Origin of the sequence: Candidatus Leptofilum sp. (genome assembly GCF_965223285.1) — a bacterium.
GTDB lineage: Bacteria > Chloroflexota > Anaerolineae > Promineifilales > Promineifilaceae > Leptofilum.
In genome coordinates this window covers 992,273-1,008,189 of sequence record NZ_OZ244997.1, presented here as the reverse complement: position 1 = coordinate 1,008,189, position 15,917 = coordinate 992,273, and the positions used below count along the sequence as shown (strand labels likewise).

At 51.3% G+C, this 15,917-nt stretch carries 13 protein-coding genes; 5 read left to right on the top strand and 8 right to left on the bottom strand.

From position 1 onward, the window contains the following. The first annotated feature begins 366 nt into the window (after positions 1-366). Positions 367-1,041, top strand: a complete 675-nt coding sequence (gene folE, locus ACOQPU_RS04915) for a GTP cyclohydrolase I FolE (protein ID WP_420644012.1) — start codon at positions 367-369, stop codon at positions 1,039-1,041. Positions 1,042-1,246: 205 nt separating this feature from the next. On the opposite strand, the gene ACOQPU_RS04910 is transcribed toward folE, so the two are convergent. After that, a complete protein-coding gene (locus tag ACOQPU_RS04910; protein ID WP_420644011.1) occupies positions 1,247-3,871 on the bottom strand; it encodes an ABC transporter substrate-binding protein in 2,625 nt (874 codons plus the stop codon). Positions 3,872-4,273: 402 nt separating this feature from the next. Between ACOQPU_RS04910 and ACOQPU_RS04905 the strand changes: the two genes are divergently transcribed. Next, entirely contained in the window at positions 4,274-5,566 is a 1,293-nt protein-coding gene (locus ACOQPU_RS04905) for an NAD(P)/FAD-dependent oxidoreductase (protein ID WP_420644010.1), read from the top strand. Positions 5,567-5,638: 72 nt separating this feature from the next. Here ACOQPU_RS04905 and rpe read toward each other — a convergent pair whose 3' ends face one another. The 3 genes from rpe to ACOQPU_RS04890 all read right to left on the bottom strand — a co-directional run bounded on the left by rpe (position 5,639) and on the right by ACOQPU_RS04890 (position 9,151). Then, positions 5,639-6,325 (bottom strand): ribulose-phosphate 3-epimerase, encoded by a 687-nt coding sequence (gene rpe, locus ACOQPU_RS04900; RefSeq protein WP_420644009.1) that lies wholly within the window; start codon positions 6,323-6,325, stop codon positions 5,639-5,641. 4 nt (positions 6,326-6,329) lie between these two features. Next, entirely contained in the window at positions 6,330-8,318 is a 1,989-nt protein-coding gene (gene tkt, locus ACOQPU_RS04895) for a transketolase (protein WP_420644008.1), read from the bottom strand. A gap of 62 nt (positions 8,319-8,380) precedes the next feature. After that, a complete protein-coding gene (locus ACOQPU_RS04890) occupies positions 8,381-9,151 on the bottom strand; it encodes a 3-hydroxyacyl-CoA dehydrogenase (RefSeq protein WP_420644007.1) in 771 nt (256 codons plus the stop codon). Between the two features lie 180 nt (positions 9,152-9,331). Here ACOQPU_RS04890 and ACOQPU_RS04885 point away from each other — a divergent pair, with 180 nt between their 5' ends. The 3 genes from ACOQPU_RS04885 to ACOQPU_RS04875 all read left to right on the top strand — a co-directional run bounded on the left by ACOQPU_RS04885 (position 9,332) and on the right by ACOQPU_RS04875 (position 10,916). Then, complete coding sequence (locus ACOQPU_RS04885) at positions 9,332-9,538, top strand: hypothetical protein (protein ID WP_420644006.1); 207 nt, start codon at positions 9,332-9,334, stop codon at positions 9,536-9,538. A 46-nt stretch (positions 9,539-9,584) separates the two neighbouring features. Beyond that, a complete protein-coding gene (locus tag ACOQPU_RS04880; RefSeq protein WP_420644005.1) occupies positions 9,585-10,271 on the top strand; it encodes an SOS response-associated peptidase in 687 nt (228 codons plus the stop codon). An 81-nt stretch (positions 10,272-10,352) separates the two neighbouring features. Next, positions 10,353-10,916, top strand: a complete 564-nt coding sequence (locus tag ACOQPU_RS04875) for a D-glycero-alpha-D-manno-heptose-1,7-bisphosphate 7-phosphatase (protein ID WP_420644004.1) — start codon at positions 10,353-10,355, stop codon at positions 10,914-10,916. A 55-nt stretch (positions 10,917-10,971) separates the two neighbouring features. Here ACOQPU_RS04875 and ACOQPU_RS04870 read toward each other — a convergent pair whose 3' ends face one another. The 4 genes from ACOQPU_RS04870 to ACOQPU_RS04855 form a co-directional block, all read right to left on the bottom strand. Further along, positions 10,972-12,633 carry a polysaccharide biosynthesis tyrosine autokinase gene (locus ACOQPU_RS04870; RefSeq protein ID WP_420644003.1) on the bottom strand — a complete coding sequence of 554 codons (1,662 nt, stop codon included), beginning with the start codon at positions 12,631-12,633 and terminating at the stop codon, positions 10,972-10,974. 267 nt (positions 12,634-12,900) lie between these two features. Beyond that, positions 12,901-13,488 (bottom strand): D-sedoheptulose-7-phosphate isomerase, encoded by a 588-nt coding sequence (locus ACOQPU_RS04865; protein ID WP_420644002.1) that lies wholly within the window; start codon positions 13,486-13,488, stop codon positions 12,901-12,903. 49 nt (positions 13,489-13,537) lie between these two features. Further along, a complete protein-coding gene (locus ACOQPU_RS04860) occupies positions 13,538-14,515 on the bottom strand; it encodes a GHMP kinase (protein WP_420644001.1) in 978 nt (325 codons plus the stop codon). Positions 14,516-14,540: 25 nt separating this feature from the next. Next, positions 14,541-15,773, bottom strand: a complete 1,233-nt coding sequence (locus ACOQPU_RS04855) for a glycosyltransferase (protein ID WP_420644000.1) — start codon at positions 15,771-15,773, stop codon at positions 14,541-14,543. Positions 15,774-15,917 lie beyond the last annotated feature (144 nt).

Genomic DNA, 15,917 nt, shown 5'->3' with positions numbered 1-15,917 from the left:
GTAGACGAGCTTATTTACTCATCTATTGCCTAAAATGGCTCGATTATCTGCACTTTGACCACATGATCTTTGACCACATGATTTTGAAAGCCTTAATGGCCAAAAGCCATGAAAGACATTAGCAAGGTAAGGATTTAGCCATATATCTCATCCAATAAGAGAGTTAAGCCGCAAGACAGCCACCGTCATTTTTGAGTCATTCCTCCCTTCACCAAATTCGTGACAAAATTGAAGGTATCACTGTCTAAATTGAGTAGATTCAACAACCGCAAACAAGCGCGTCCCTTACCCAACAGCTCAAAAAGCCGTTGTTGCGCTAAACGGTATGAACCATAAGCTGCAAACGCAGCATCGAGGAGAACAATTATGTTAGATGCAGTGAAAGAACTAAATGGTTTTCACACACTTGAGCACACCAACGGCCGTTCCAATGAACACGCCAACGGCAAAGTCATCACCGCCGATCGCCCTAAAGACAAAGCAGAATCAAAGGAGGCAATCGAAACGGCCGTGCGCAACATTTTGGCCAACGTGGGTGAAAATCCCGACCGGGAAGGGTTGCTGGGTACGCCAGACCGCATCGCCCGTATGTACGATGAAATTCTGGCAGGCTATACTACGGACCCCGTTAAGCTCGTCAATAATGCCCTGTTCGATGTCGATTATGACGATCCAGTCATCGTGAAAGAAATTGAATATTTCAGCATGTGTGAACACCATATGCTCCCCTTCTTTGGCCGGGCGCATATTGCTTACATTCCGTCAGACAAAGTGATTGGTCTCTCCAAAATCCCGCGCATCGTCGAGATGTTTGCCCGTCGCCTACAGGTGCAAGAGCGCATGACACGCCAAATTGCCGAGATGATCGATGAGGTTCTGCAGCCGCAAGGCGTGGCTGTCGTCATCGAAGGCTCCCACATGTGCTCCATGATGCGTGGCGTGAAGAAGGAACACCCCCGCATGATGACCAGCTACATGCTCGGCAAATACAAAGAAGATAAAGATTTGCGCCGCGAGTTTATGGACCAGCTTCGCCAATAATTTTAGTCAAACCTAAATCTAGGAGCAGCATTCCAAGCTGGAATGCTGCTCCTAGATTTAGGCATTTTGAAGAAGCCTCTTGGAATAACAAGGAGTTCACTTCTTTTTTCAAAAAAGCCAAACTACAGGAATAGGGCCGGCTGCACGCCGGCCCTATTTTATTTGTGTGAGAATGGTTCAGTTTTGGAAAGAGAACCTATCGGAATTACGGTGCAGTCACAAACTGATATTCAGTCAGGCTGGGCAGGGCTACCAGTTTGGAGACAGCGACGACCTCAAGACGATTGGAGCCTTCGGCCAGGGCGTTGGTGGTTTCGCTGCTTAGCACCACCTCCCACAGACCGTCGTCAACGGCCGTAGCCATGCCAGCTTCTACTTGCGCGCCAGTGGAGTCGAACAACAGATAGGTAACGCCGTCGATGTCGTCCATCGGGTATGCTTCACCAAAAGCGTCAACGAAGACATCGAAGACGGCTTCATCGCCAATGGTGACACGGCTAGGACCGTCGATTTCCACTTCGGCAATGGCCGGGGCCGCAAAACCGGCGTAGCGATTGGCCGGGTCTGGGTGCGCTTCGTAACGCTTCAGGATGGCCTGGCTCTCCACTGGGAAGACGCCTTGCAGGAAGTAGATGTTGGTGCCCAGGTAGTAATGGCCGTAGCGGCGGGCAAACTCAGCCAGATTGGCATAGCGTGCCGCAGCCTCATCCTCGGTGATAAACTGGCTTAGGGTGGGGGCGTAGGGGATGTAATTTTCTTCACTGGCGGCCGTCAGTTCTGTGGCGAGGATGGTCAGCGATGGACCAGCGATCATGTTGGTCCGCTCGATTTCGTTGGCTTCGGCCTTGTCGGGTGTGAAGGCGAAGTTGCCGTTGCCTTCACCGCGCAGCATCAGGGCCATGTTGTGCCAGGCTGCGTCGCCAAAACCATAGGCTTCGCCGCCGCCGGAGCCGGGCCACCAGGAAACGATCATGCTCTCAGCGTCTAGGCTGGCGTTATCGGCGTAATGCTCAATGATTAGCGGGTCGGTAGAGACGACGCGAAAACCCTTGAACGAGGAGAGGAACTGATCCAGGGTAGGAACCAGGGACTCATCGTAGTAGGGGCTGTCGGGGTTAGCCAGGTCGAAAGTGACGATCATGCCCATTACGAAGTCGGCGGCGCTCATCGGGCTGCCATCATGCCAGGTGATGGTGTCGAACATATCTTCGGGATAGTAGCTAGTGCTCTTGTAAACGGCCGTTTGCGGCTCACTGTACACTTCCCCCGCTGTCAGGAAGACCTGATTTTCGGCATCCCAAGCAACCCAGGCGTCGTCAGGCACCACGATTTCCGGTGCGGTAGAGAAGTCTAGCCAGTCGTAGGTGACGCCAGCCGGGAAGCTTTCATCCACAACGACTTCGGCGCGCTCGATGCGGCCAGGGATGCCCAGACCCGTATTGGGATCGGCGTAAACGGCCTGTTCACCAACGGCACGTTTAACCATGTTGTCGAACACCCAGTTGGAGCCGCCAATCGGGTTCCACGGTTCGGTAAAGACGCTGGGCAGACCAATCGTCATGGAGCCGCCCACTTCGTCGGCAAAGCGTACGGTCTTGGCCCATAGACCTGCGCCGCTGACGCCGGCAGCCAAGTCTGTGGAGACGGAGACGTTTGCATTGTACGGCACCAGTGTGGTACGACTGGTCACCCAGACGCGCGTGGCCAGTTCATTAGCTAGTGGTAGCGCTTGGCGGAACAGCTCGGCGCGTTCTTCCAGGTTGGCGAAATCATTGTTGAACAGGCGCAGGGACAGCTCGTCCAGTTCGGGAGAAGGTTCAAAGACCTGCCACGACGGCCACGGCACGCCACGTGGCGTGTAGTAGAAGTCGAAGTTTGTGCCGTCATCGCGTCCGATGGCGGTTTGGCTCCAGCCGCCGGTGTACCAGTTCCACTGGCATTCGACCGGATCGGAGCTGATCCATAACGGGCTCAGTTCGCCGGAGGTGCGTTCGAAACGCTCCACCGTAAAGCCCAGCTCTTCAAGCTGGTTGGCGAAGTAATTGCCAATTTCCAGACGGGTGTCCTCGGTACGGATGAGACCGATGACGCTGACTGGTTCACCGTTGTAGGTCCAGAGGTCGTCAACCAGTTCTGCGCCTAATGCTTCCATTTCTGCGTTGACCACTTCGCGGGCGCGTTCGAGGTTGTAAGCGTATTCGGCTTCCAGTGCGCGAATTTCGGCGGCGAAGCGGCTGCGGTCGGCGCTGGCTTCGCGGATAACGGTGTATTTAGGCACGGCTAGACCAGAATACAGTTCATCGGCCACGTAGTCGCGGTCGATGGCCCAGTTCATAGCTTCGCGGATTCGCTGATTCTGAAAGGGATTGAGGATGCTTTCGTCAGCGCAGGTGCCGTTGTTGAAAAGGATTTCATCGAAGAGGCCGAATTGGGTAACGGCCGTAACATTGGCGGCGTTGTTAATGGCCTGAACCGCCGCCGCACCGCCGATGTCGTCGGCGTACATGTCGATGTCCTCAGCCGCCAGGCGGGCCACGGCTGAATCCTGATTTGGCTCCTCGACGAAGACGATAGTGTCCAGCCAACTGCCGGTGCGATTCATCTCTTCTTCGCTTTCCACTTCAACCGTTTCCACCACAGTCTCGACAACCGTTTCGGTGACCGTTTCGGTGACGACGCGGGTGACTTCAACCGTCGTACCTTCCTCAAGGATCGTCTCGGTGATCACGCGAGTCACCTCGACTGTTGTTGGCTCGGTGCTGCTGCAAGCGGCGAGTACAAAGCCCACCAGCAGAAGCACGATGCCTATCATAAACCATTTCCGTTTCATAATTGGTTCTCCTTTGGGTGTGTAAGACATTTTTTTCGGGATTGTGCCGGGGCGGCACTGAAGTGGCCTACCCACGCCGTTTCCGACACGCTTGCATTATAGCTAGGTGTCATAAAAGTGTCAATATAGTGACATAACAATATTATTAACGTGTCTTTTTAGTAAATCAAGGGTACTTGTGGGCTGTGCCAGAATGTCGAAACGCCTCGTCTGGTAGCTAAAATAACGGCGATGGGTGGGTGGAAACGGCTGTTTCTTCCAGTATCAGAATTTCTGAAATCCCACACAGGTAGTTGTCAAATTGACACAAATTCAGTATAATATGTGAAAAATATCACAAAAGATATTACTTATTCAACAACTGGCTGCTTTTGAAAACTCAGAAGCAAGAGGAACTGAAAAATGAATACGCAACAGCCTCGCGTTATTATCGTTGGGGCAGGTTTTGGTGGCTTGTTTGCTGCCCGTACCCTGGCAAACAAACCTGTCGATGTTCTGCTAATCGACCGCAACAACTTTCATACATTTACGCCCTTGCTTTACCAAGTGGCTACCTGCGCCCTTGATCCATCGGAGATTGCCTATCCCGTCCGCACCATTTTCCGCAAAAACAAGAACGTTCGTGCTTTGCTGGGCAACGTTACCGATATTGACTACACGAATAAATCACTAACCGTGCAAGTTGGCGAGCAAACGTTACAAGAACCGTATGATTATCTGGTTTTGGCTTCTGGCAGCATCCCCACCTATTTTGGCCAGGATGTTTTCAAGGAAAATGCGCTGGAGCTGCGTACGCTAAGCGACGCGGTGAACTTGCGGAATCACATTCTCTCATTGTTTGAAGAAGCAACATGGGTGGCAGATGAAGCCGTGCGCGAGGCAATGACTACCATTGTGGTTGTTGGCGGTGGCCCGACTGGCTTGGAAACGGCCGGAGCCATTTACGAATTGTATAACCATGTGCTGAACCGTGAATATTTGCACCGTGAGCTGCAAACGCGCGTGATCTTGGTGGAAATGCAGCCGTATTTGCTGGCCCCCTACCCGGACAAGCTGCGCCAAGCCGCATTGGAACAGCTAGAATCATTGGGCGTTGAGGTGCGGTTGGGCAGTCCTGTTCAAGAGGTGGCTAAAGATCATATTACGCTGGCGGACGGCACACGTATTGATACACACACGCTGGTTTGGGCAGCGGGTGTGAAGGGGTCGCCTCTGGCAGAAATGCTGGAACTGCCGCTTCAGCGCGGGGGGCGGCTGCCCATTTTACCCACCACTGAGGTGCCCGGCCGTGCAGGCGTCTATGCCGTGGGAGATATGACTTACCTGGAAGATGCGTCTGGCCAACCTTACCCAATGCTAATTCCCGTGGCGCAGCAGCAAGGCGAACTGGCGGCTGAGAATATTTTGGCAGAGATAGGTGGGGGCGAGAAACGGCCGTTCCGCTATCACGATCGGGGCAGCATGGCCACTATTGGTCGTCGTCGCGCCGTCGCCTGGATTTATAATAAGATTCCGATGCGTGGCTACTTTGCTTGGCTGGCGTGGTTGGCTTTGCATCTGGTAACGCTGCTCGGCTTCCGCAACCGGCTAAACGTGTTTATAAACTGGATGTGGAATTACTTTACTTACGATCGCTCTGTGCGGATTATCTTAGAGCAGGGAACGCAAAAGAAAGAACTTTCAGCAAGTGGATAATTTTAGTAGCCGCAGTTTCTTACTGCCCTCTAGTCGCGCGGAAAGAATCCGCGGCTACTGCTTGGCTTTACCTTAAATTGAAAAGACGGTGCGCACGACGTTTTTCATTTCGGTAATGTTGTCTGCCACCGATTTTTTGCCGCCGAAGATGGCACTGCCCGCAACCAGCGACGTGGCTCCGGCGGCAACCACTTCGGCCGCATTTTTGGCACTGATACCGCCATCTACTTGAAGCCAGGCGTTGCTGCGCCGCTCGGTGAGCATCTGACGCAGACGGCGAATTTTGGCAGTGCTTTGGGGGATGTATCGCTGCCCACCAAAGCCGGGGTTCACCGTCATGATGAGGATGAGATCGACGTCAGGCAAAATTTCTTCAACGGCCGTTAGTGAAGTTGCGGGATTGATTGCCACCCCGGCCTTCACGTTCAGCTCTTTGATTGCTTGCACTGTGCGATGCAGATGGCGGGTTGATTCAGCATGAACCGTCAATCGCGCGGCTCCGGCGGCAGCAAATTGAGCTAGATAGCGATCCGGATCTTCAATCATTAAATGAACATCCAAGGGCATATTGGCAGCATCGGCCAACGGCCGTATCGTCTGGGGAATCATGGGGCCGAAGGAAATGTTGGGGACGAAACGGCCGTCCATAATGTCCACATGCAGCCAATCCGCCTCCCCTGCAATCGCTTCCGAAACGTGTTCCCCTAGCCGGGTAAAATCGGCAGCCAAAATCGAAGGGGCAATTTTTACCGGTATCATCACATTAATCCAGTTGCGCCAGCGTGGCTTGCACCATTGCTTCGGCAGTAATGCCCAGGTTTTGGTAAATTGCTTTGTAGGGAGCCGATGCGCCGTACCGATCCAAACCAATCGCCTTGCCGGTAAAGCCTAAATACCGTTCCCAGCCTAACGTTACGCCAGCTTCAATGGAAACGCGGGCAGTAATTGACGAAGGTAGCACAGATTCCTGGTAGGTAGCATCCTGCGCAGCAAAAAGCTCCCAACTAGGCATAGAGACGACGCGAGCCGATACGCCCTGCTCAGCCAATTTTTCCTGTGCATCCAAAGCAATCTGAACCTCGGAACCTGTCGCTAGCAGCAGCACCTGAGGATTATCGGCGTCGCTCAAGATGTATGCGCCTTTAGCCGCACCTGCCGCATCACCATATTTGCTGCGATCCAGGGTTGGCACGCCCTGCCGGGTAAGAACGAGCGAAGTGGGCCCAGATTTATTTTCTAATGCAGACCGCCAGGCAACGGCCGTTTCAGCAGCGTCAGCAGGTCTGATCACGGTCATATTGGGCATGGCGCGTAGAGACATGACGTGTTCGATGGGCTGGTGAGTCGGGCCATCGGTGCCCAAGCCAATGCTATCGTGGGTGAAGACGTAAATGACTGGCTCACCCATCAAGGCAGAGAGGCGAACAGAGCCGCGCATGTAATCAGAAAAGACAAGGAAGGTACCGCCGTACGGCCGTATGCTACCGTGCAGCGACATTCCATTCAAAATACCGCCCATTGCATGTTCACGTACGCCAAAGTAAATGTATCGTCCGCTGAAATCATCTTTGGTGAGAGCCGCTTCTCCCTTGAGGTCGGTTTTGTTGGAGCCAGTGAGATCGGCAGAACCACCTAGCAAATAAGGCACATGGGGGGCAATTGCGTTTAGCACCTGCCCAGACGAGGCGCGGGTGGCAATGCTTTTACCCGCTTCAAAGGTGGGCAGGATTTCATCCCAGTTGGTTGGCAAATCGCCATTGAGGAACTGTTTGAACCGAGCGGCGTCTTCAGGGTAGTTTGCGAGATAGCTTTCCCACATGGTTTCCCATTCGCTTTGGAAACGGCCGTCCCTGTGCAAAAAGTTTCGTGCTTCATCCGGGATGTAAAAAAGTGGCTCGATGGGCCAGTTGAGTGCCTGCTTGGTTAGCGCAATCTCCTCATCCCCCAAGGCCGAGCCATGCACGCTAGCAGTGTCTTGCTTATTGGGGCTGCCGTACCCAATGTGGGTGCGGCAGGCGATGATGGACGGCCGTTCCGTTTCTGCTTTGGCGGTCTCAATTGCCGCTTTAACTGCCAACGGATCGTGCCCATCCGCTTTTTGGGTGTGCCAGCCGTAGGCAGCAAACCGGGCCATCACGTCTTCAGTAAAGGCAATTTCGGTACTGCCATCAATGGTTATTTGATTGTCATCGTACAGCACGATGAGCTTGCTCAACCCCAAATGTCCGGCCAGGGAAGCCGCTTCCTGCGATACACCTTCCATCAAATCGCCATCCCCAGCAATGACATAGGTGTGGTGATTGACAATAGCGTGGTCTGGGTGGTTAAAACGAGCTGCCAACCAGCGTTCTGCCATTGCCATACCGACTGCATTGGTAATCCCCTGCCCCAGCGGACCTGTGGTGGTTTCTACGCCGACCGTGTGGAAATTTTCAGGATGGCCTGGGGTCTTGCTCTCCCACTGGCGGAACTGTTTCAATTCTTCCAGCGGCAAATCGTAGCCGCTCAGGTGCAGCAAGCTGTAAATGAGCATAGAGCCGTGCCCTGCGGACAAAACAAAGCGGTCACGATTGGGCCAGTTGGGGTCTTGTGGGTTGTGGCGCAAAAATTGTGTCCACAGCACGACGGCCACGTCAGCCATGCCCATCGGCATTCCGGGGTGGCCTTCGCCAGCTTTTTGTACGGCATCCATCGTCAGACCTCGAATAGTGTTGGCCGCTTGTCGATGAAGGTCTAAATTATACTCAGTCATGAATTTCTCCAGTTTTAAGGAGATTGGAGATTGTGAATCTCCAAATCTCCAGTCTCTGCATATTAGCGTGGTGCCATGCGGATGGCACCGTCCAGGCGAATGACTTCGCCGTTGAGCATCTCGTTTTCGATGATGTGCTGGGCCAAGGCAGCGTACTCCTCTGGGCGACCCAGGCGCGAAGGAAATGGTACTTGCTCACCGAGGGAGATGCGGGCTTTTTCTGGGAGGCCAGCCAGCATCGGTGTCTCAAAGATGCCAGGGGCGATTGTCATGACGCGGATGCCGCTGCGGGCCAAATCGCGGGCAATGGGCAAGGTCATACCCACCACGCCCCCTTTGGAGGCTGAGTAGGCTGCTTGCCCCATCTGGCCGTCAAAAGCAGCGACGGAAGCTGTATTCACAATCACCCCGCGCTCACCTGCTTCGTTTGGTTCAGCCCTGGCCATACGTTCGGCAGCCAGCCGAATGACGTTAAACGTTCCGATGAGGTTAACCTGAATAACCTTACTGAAAAGTGCCAGATCATGTGGGCTGCCATCACGAGCCAGCACCTTGTTGGCGATGGCAATGCCAGCACAGTTAATAGCACCATGCAAACCACCATAAGTAGCAACGGCCGTATCCACCACCGCTTGTACATCCTCAGCAGAGGCCACGTTGCACCTCACAAAGGTAGCATTTCCGCCAAGCTGTGCGGCTAACGCCTCCCCAGCCTCGCTATTGAGATCAGCGATAAGAACATTGCCGCCAGCTTCCACTAGGCGGGTGGCAGTTGCCGCTCCCAAGCCAGAGCTGCCTCCTGTGATTAAAAAGGTTGACCCTTGAACTTTCATGAATCTTTCTCCAATTTGCTCAGTAGAACAGTGATTTGATGGCGGAATTGTAACAAGCGAATACGGCCATTCGCAATAGCAAAATCGGCAAAATAAGTGACTTGGGAATCTGTGCGGTGTCTAAGCTATAGATTAAACACAATTGTCCTGCGAGACCCAATTTTAGCAAGAAGAACCCGCATGAAAGAAGCCATTTTACCAAACGGAACGGCCGTTACTGCCTCAGGCAACGCGCCTTCGGAAGCAATTTGCCCCGAGTGTGGCGGTGTATTACTATTGCGGCGACGACGTACCATGAAGAAGTCGGTCGTCGCTTTTTATTGGCGGCACGCCAGTAACCAAAATCTGAATTGTAAGGCGCGAAAGCGACCTACCGGTAATCGGTAGGCAGCAGCCATCAACTGATCATTGATTACTGAAAAAGGAGTCTGTGATGTGCGGACGGTTTGCCTTGATGACCCCAACCGAACAGTTGGCCATGCAGTTTGACGTGTCGGAAACGGCCGTAGAAGCGTTGCCCCCCTCAGTTCCCCGTTACAACATTGCACCTACGCAGCCTGTCGCTGCGATTCGCCTCAACGAAAACGGCACACGGGAGCTAACCTTCTTCCGCTGGGGGCTTATTCCTTCGTGGGCAAAAGATATAAAAATAGGCTCGCGCATGATTAATGCTCGCTCAGAAACTGTTGCCGAGAAACCATCATTTCGGACAGCATTCAAGCGGCGGCGCTGCCTCATTCCTGCTGACGGATTTTACGAGTGGCAAAAGCTGGGCAGCGGCAAGCAACCAATATTTATTCGCCCAGCTGCTGGGGAGGAACGGCCGTTTGCCTTGGCGGGTCTGTGGGAAGTTTGGCGTGATTCAGACGGCTCTGCCCTGCAAACCTGCACCATTCTCACCACAACGCCTAATGAACTGATGGCCCCCATCCACAACCGGATGCCCGTCATTGTGGAGCGAGAAGATTTTGATTTGTGGCTAAACCCAGAGCCGAATCCAGACCTGGGACTGCATTTATTACGGCCGTATCCCGCCGAAAAAATGAGTGCCTATCCCGTAAGCACCATCGTCAACAGCCCCAGGAATGACGTTCCTGAATGTATTCAGCCGATTGCCTAACAACAAAATTGAGTCATTCGACAATTACAGAGGAATGTCGCTCAATGAAGAAGTTCACCAATCACCCCTGCAAAGGAAACTATGCCTACCAAACAACCTGCCCTTTTCCTCGACCGTGACGGTGTATTTATTGAAAATCGAGCCAACTATGTGCGGAGCTGGGAGGATGTTGAATTTTTTCCACAGGCACTAGAAGCGTTGGCACGGATTAATGAGATTCCGTATAAAATTATTGTGGTCACCAACCAGTCGGCAGTAGGGCGCGGGATCATTTCATTGGAAACGGCCGTCACTCTCAACGAGCGAATCTTAGAGGTGGTGCGCGAAAGTAACGGCCGTATCGACGGAAGCTACCTTTGCCCCGCCAAACCGGGTCTCAACGACCCATGCCGCAAACCCCAGCCCGGTATGCTGCTTCAGGCTGCTGAAGAGCACAACCTTGATCTCAGTCAATCAATCATGATTGGCGATGCCCTTACTGACATTCAGGCTGGGCAAGCTGCAGGCGTTAAGCAAGCTATCTTATTGCTCACCGGGCGCGGCACGGCCCAGGCACAACTACCACTTACTCAAGAGCTTCCCCCATTTGCCACCTTTACCGATCTCAACACAGCTTTAAGTCATTTGTTCCCTCACCTTCCATAAAAAAAGCCCGACGCGATTTTCACGTCGGGCCTTCACATTTTTTAGCCAATTACGTTTACGATTGAACAGCTTCCTGGCCACGCAAGAACCGCTTGCGCAGCTTGCTCTTCGGCTCACCCCTGTCGCTATCTGGCTCGTCACCGTAGGTGTAGTAAGGATCTCTGTAGTAGTAGTAGAAGTTATGTCCCTCACTGCCCGCTTTGAGAGAGTTAAGTACGGCACCTGCCAGATTAGCATTTACATCTGCCAACCGCTCTACCACCTGCTTAAACTCTTCTTTGCGGCTCTTGTCTGCCCGTACCACCACCAGAGTTGTGCCAGCCGTTGCGCTCAAAACGGCCGCATCCGTTACAGATAGCACTGGCGGACTGTCGATAACCACAAAATCAAACTGTCTGTCCAAGACATCCATCAGGTGACGCATTTTTGTGGAACCCAACAGTTCTGATGGATTCGGTGGAATGGGGCCACAGGTCATAACTTGCAAACCTTCTACCTGTGTTGGCTGAACGGTATCTTCGACCAAATTGCGGACTTCAATATCAGAGTCATCTACATTCAGTTTCAGTAACAAGCTCGTTAGTCCACGTTTGTTTGGCAAGTTGAAAATGTTGTGTTGAGACGGCCGTCTTAAATCACCATCAATCAATACCACGTTGTTACCAGCTTGCGCCAATACAGCGGCCAAATTCCCCGCCGTTGTACTCTTGCCTTCAGAGGGCACGCCGCTGGTCAATAACAAAATTGAGTTTTTCTTGTCAACTACAGAAAATTGAATGGCCGTGCGTAACACACGATACGCTTCAGCCACCGGCGATCGCGTATCCGAAATTGTCACCAGCTTGCTTTCATCCTCAGAATCAATGTAGGCAATTCCGGCCAATGTGGGTATATTTCCCAGCTTCATAATCTGTTCCGGTGTCTTTACCGTGTCATCAAGATACTCAAGCAAATAGGCGGCAGACGCCGACAGAACAAAGCCAATGCCAGCGGCCGTAATTACCGAGATAATACTATTAGAGTTGACAAGTGTTCCCCGAGTTGCTGGGTCTACAATCTGGACAGAGTTGGTTGCACCTTCCTGTGTCAATGACAACAGTTCAGTATAACGTTGGGTTAGCGTGTCCAGGTTATTCTCCAACGTATTCAGTTCACCCGTCGCTACAGAAATATCACGCGCACTAATCAGCTCACCTATTTCTGCTTCTTTAGCCGTAATCTGTTCTTGGGTATCCTCAATTTTGGTCTGGTAATCAGTCAACAATCCCCTTACAAATTCAGCATCGCCGCTGTCCTGCCCAGTGGGTGTACGCAAAGAAAGCTGGCGAGCTAGCTCTGCGGCTACCGCTGCCGCTCGGAGGTCATCAGTATCCGTTACAGTAATATCCACAAAGTTGGTTTCGTTCACCTGGCGAATATCAATATCCCGAGGCAATTCTTCCAATCCAAGCGCATCGGCAGTATCACGGAGAAATCCAGGCTGATTGGCAATCTCTACATAGGCAGTAGCCAGCTGTCGCGTGGTAGAAAAATCGTTGTTGCTGACATCGGTAGATTCCAAATAATTACCAATCGCTAACCGTGTGTAGGAGCGATAGACTGGAACCTGCTGACGAGTAGCAAAGAAGCTGGCAACGGCCGCAACAAACGTCGTAATTGCGATCATCCACCACCATTTTCTTAGCGGGGCTAAATATTCTCTAATATCAATTTCCATTGCACAATCCTATTCCAACTACAAGATTTTATAAAACGAGATGTTCTTCCCGCTTCCATACAAGTAAATCACAGAGAAATCGTTCTTCGATTTTCAAAACATTTTCTGTGGTTTACTCAGTATAATTCACTTTGCAAGCACTTATGTGCAAGTCTCATCTAAAACAAGTAAAAGCAATACAATTTTTCACTGTATTGCTTAGTCAAAGTTTGGCGATGGTGGCTGTAATGATTTGACCTAAAGCTGACTCAATATATACCAATTTATCTACGATTGAAGTTGAAGCCGTTTCTCCTCCTGCACCTTTTGCTTTAGGGCGGTTGTCATGAGGTGCGCTAAAACGAGGTGAAGGTCTTCAACCTGTTCAATATTGTCGCTGGGCACATGCATATGAATATCCACCATTGGCCCCAGCTTGCCAGAAGAAAATCCTGTTAAGCCAATGGTTATGTTTTCCCCTGTATCGTTGGCGTATTGCATTGCACGAAGCACATTTTCAGAGTTGCCACTAGCAGAAATACCTACGACAACATCGCCAGGGCGCAGGAAATTTGCCAGTTGCTTGACAAAGACATTTTCATACCCTTCGTCATTGGCGTAAGCAGCAAAGATGGCCATGTTGTCGGTTAAGCCTATCAGACGAAAATGCGGCAGCCAATCAGCACGTGTATTTTTGTTCAGGTCACACACAAAATGTGTAGCGGTAGATGCACTACCACCGTTCCCCATTACAAAAATCTGTTTTTCATTTAAACGTGCGTTATGTAAAGCGGATACGGCCGTTTCTATCGGTGCTTCTTCCAATAAATCAATTGTATCTTTTAAATCTGCAAAATATTTTTGTACTACAGTCATGTTACACCCCTAATCTTACCGTCAAACAAACGATTTTCGGTAATTATTGTTAACGTTGGTAATCAAAAATGACTTTACTACCATCCTGGCCTAGCTTAAAGGGGTACTCCTGGAAATCTTTCAGCGCATCACGCACCTGTTCTTGCTGGCCACGTGGGACATAAAGCAGCAAGAAGCCGCCACCACCTGCCCCAGAAATCTTGCCACCAATAGCACCTGCTTTGCGAGCCGTGTTGTACATGTCGTCCAAAGCACTGTTGCTAATTTGGCTGGCGAGTTGCTTCTTTAGCACCCAGCTTTCATGCAAAAGCGTACCAATTGCATCAATATTTTCTTTCTGAATCTCATCACAAGCCGCGTGAGCGATCTGCTTCATTTCTGAAAGGATAGAGAGTCTGTCTTTAATATTGGTTTTTTGTTCCTTGAGGATGGTATCGGCTTTGCGCGTGACCCCGGTAAAAAAGAGTAGCAAATTGTCGCTCAAGCGACGCATTGTGCGCTCACTTAGCTCGAGTCGGTGCCCAATAACTTCACCAGTTTTCGTAAAACTCATAAAGCGGAGGCCACCGTAGGCCGCAATGTATTGATCCTGTATGCCAATTGGCTTGCCCAAAATCTCTCGCTCAATGCGGCAGGCTTCATCTGCTAGCCGTTCCGTAAGAACCAGCTCTTTTTTATACGCATACATGGCGTGTAGCGCACCTACAGTCACGGTGCTGGATGAACCCAAACCAGATCCCTGGTCTGGAATGTCACCCATTGTCGTGATTTCGACGCCTTTTTCGATGCCAGTCAGGCGCATAGCTTCACGAATAAGCTCATGGTTAATCTGATCCACACGATCAATCATCTCCGTACGGGTGTACCCAATGCGGAGTTTGTCATCAAACCGTTTTTTGATGGTAACAAAAATATATTTATCAATGGCAGAAGAAAGCACGCAGCCGCCATGCTCCAAATAATATGATGGAAAATCGGTACCCCCGCCAAACAAGCTCACGCGCAGTGGGGTCTGAATAATAATCATGATTTCTGTACTCCAATAAATGCCATCATTGCATGCTGAGAGGGCGCGATGCTTGGCGTGAACTATTTTCTAAAGCCTCAGCGTAGATTGTTTCCAGACGGGCAGCCACATTCGGCCAATGATGATACTGTTCCACGTAAGCACGGCCGTTTCTGCCTAAGTCCTCTTGTCGCTGTGGGTTTTCGATGACAGACAAAATGGCCTGCGCGTAATTTTCTGGCGTGTCAGCCACCAAAAGGTCTCGATCTGGTTCTATGCACAGAGCAGAAACAGCATGAGGCGTGGTAACGACTGGCGTTCCACAGCCCATCGCCTCCAATATCTTGTTTTGAATGCCAGCCCCATAGGTTATGGGAGCGACGGCAACAGTTGCTTTTTGTAAATATGGCGGTAAGGCGTCCACAGTGCCTGTAACCACAATGTTTGGATTTTCGGCTAATGCCTGAATTTCGCGAGTGGGGTCTTTACCGACAACAAGCAGTTTGGCATCTGGGCGTTGCCGCCACACGTGCGGCATTATCTCATTAACCAGATACAGGGTCATGGTAACGTTGGCGTGGTAGCTCATTTTGCCACTAATTACCAGCGTAGCAGGTTCCCGTTCTACGCTAGGATCAGGGCTAAAATGTTCCACATCAACCCCGTTACCCAAGACAGAAATCGGGGCCGGGGTGCTGCCTTTTGGCCTTAAATCAAGTAACGCCTCTCGATCCACTGGGGAAGTTACCAGGATATGGTTAAATTTATCTAGTAGCCAACCTTCGTACCGGGCCGTTCGGTCTAAATCTAGCCAGCTACGAAATCGTCCTTTAAGGCTTTTGCTTTGCGTAGCCGCCTGCCGAAACAGGTGGGTAATGCAGTCCACGCTGTCCCAAATAACAGGTAAATTGGTGTGCTGTTTCAGGTAGAGGCCATAACGCGAGCCACGCAAATGCTCTACATGCACTACATCATACGTACCATCGCCATTAATGGAAGAAACCAGCGAGGGCTTCCAGGAATAAACGCTTTGCAAGGGTGTTTTGGGGTTGGGTAAAGCTAAAACACTGTTAAAAAGGGAACGCCACAAGGGCATGGGAATAGCGTGAACTTCGTGGCAAATTTCTCTAAGGTGAACCAAATCGGCGCGTTCTTGTTCATTGGCCCACATGGTTAGGACGGTGACCTGGTTTCCTCTGGCAGCCAAATGACGTATGAGGTTATACGGCCGTGTCCGCACAAGATTCGGTACATAAGGCACAATAAACAGTACATTCATGGAGGATAAGTTCCCAATTCAGATCATATCTGCCCATAGGGCTTTTGCTTTTCAGCCGTCAAATAGAGTGTGCGCGCCGGTTTAGCTGAGGTGACTCCATCCCCGGCTTTTTTCAATTTCTGGTCGCCGGTTTGGTCTGCATGG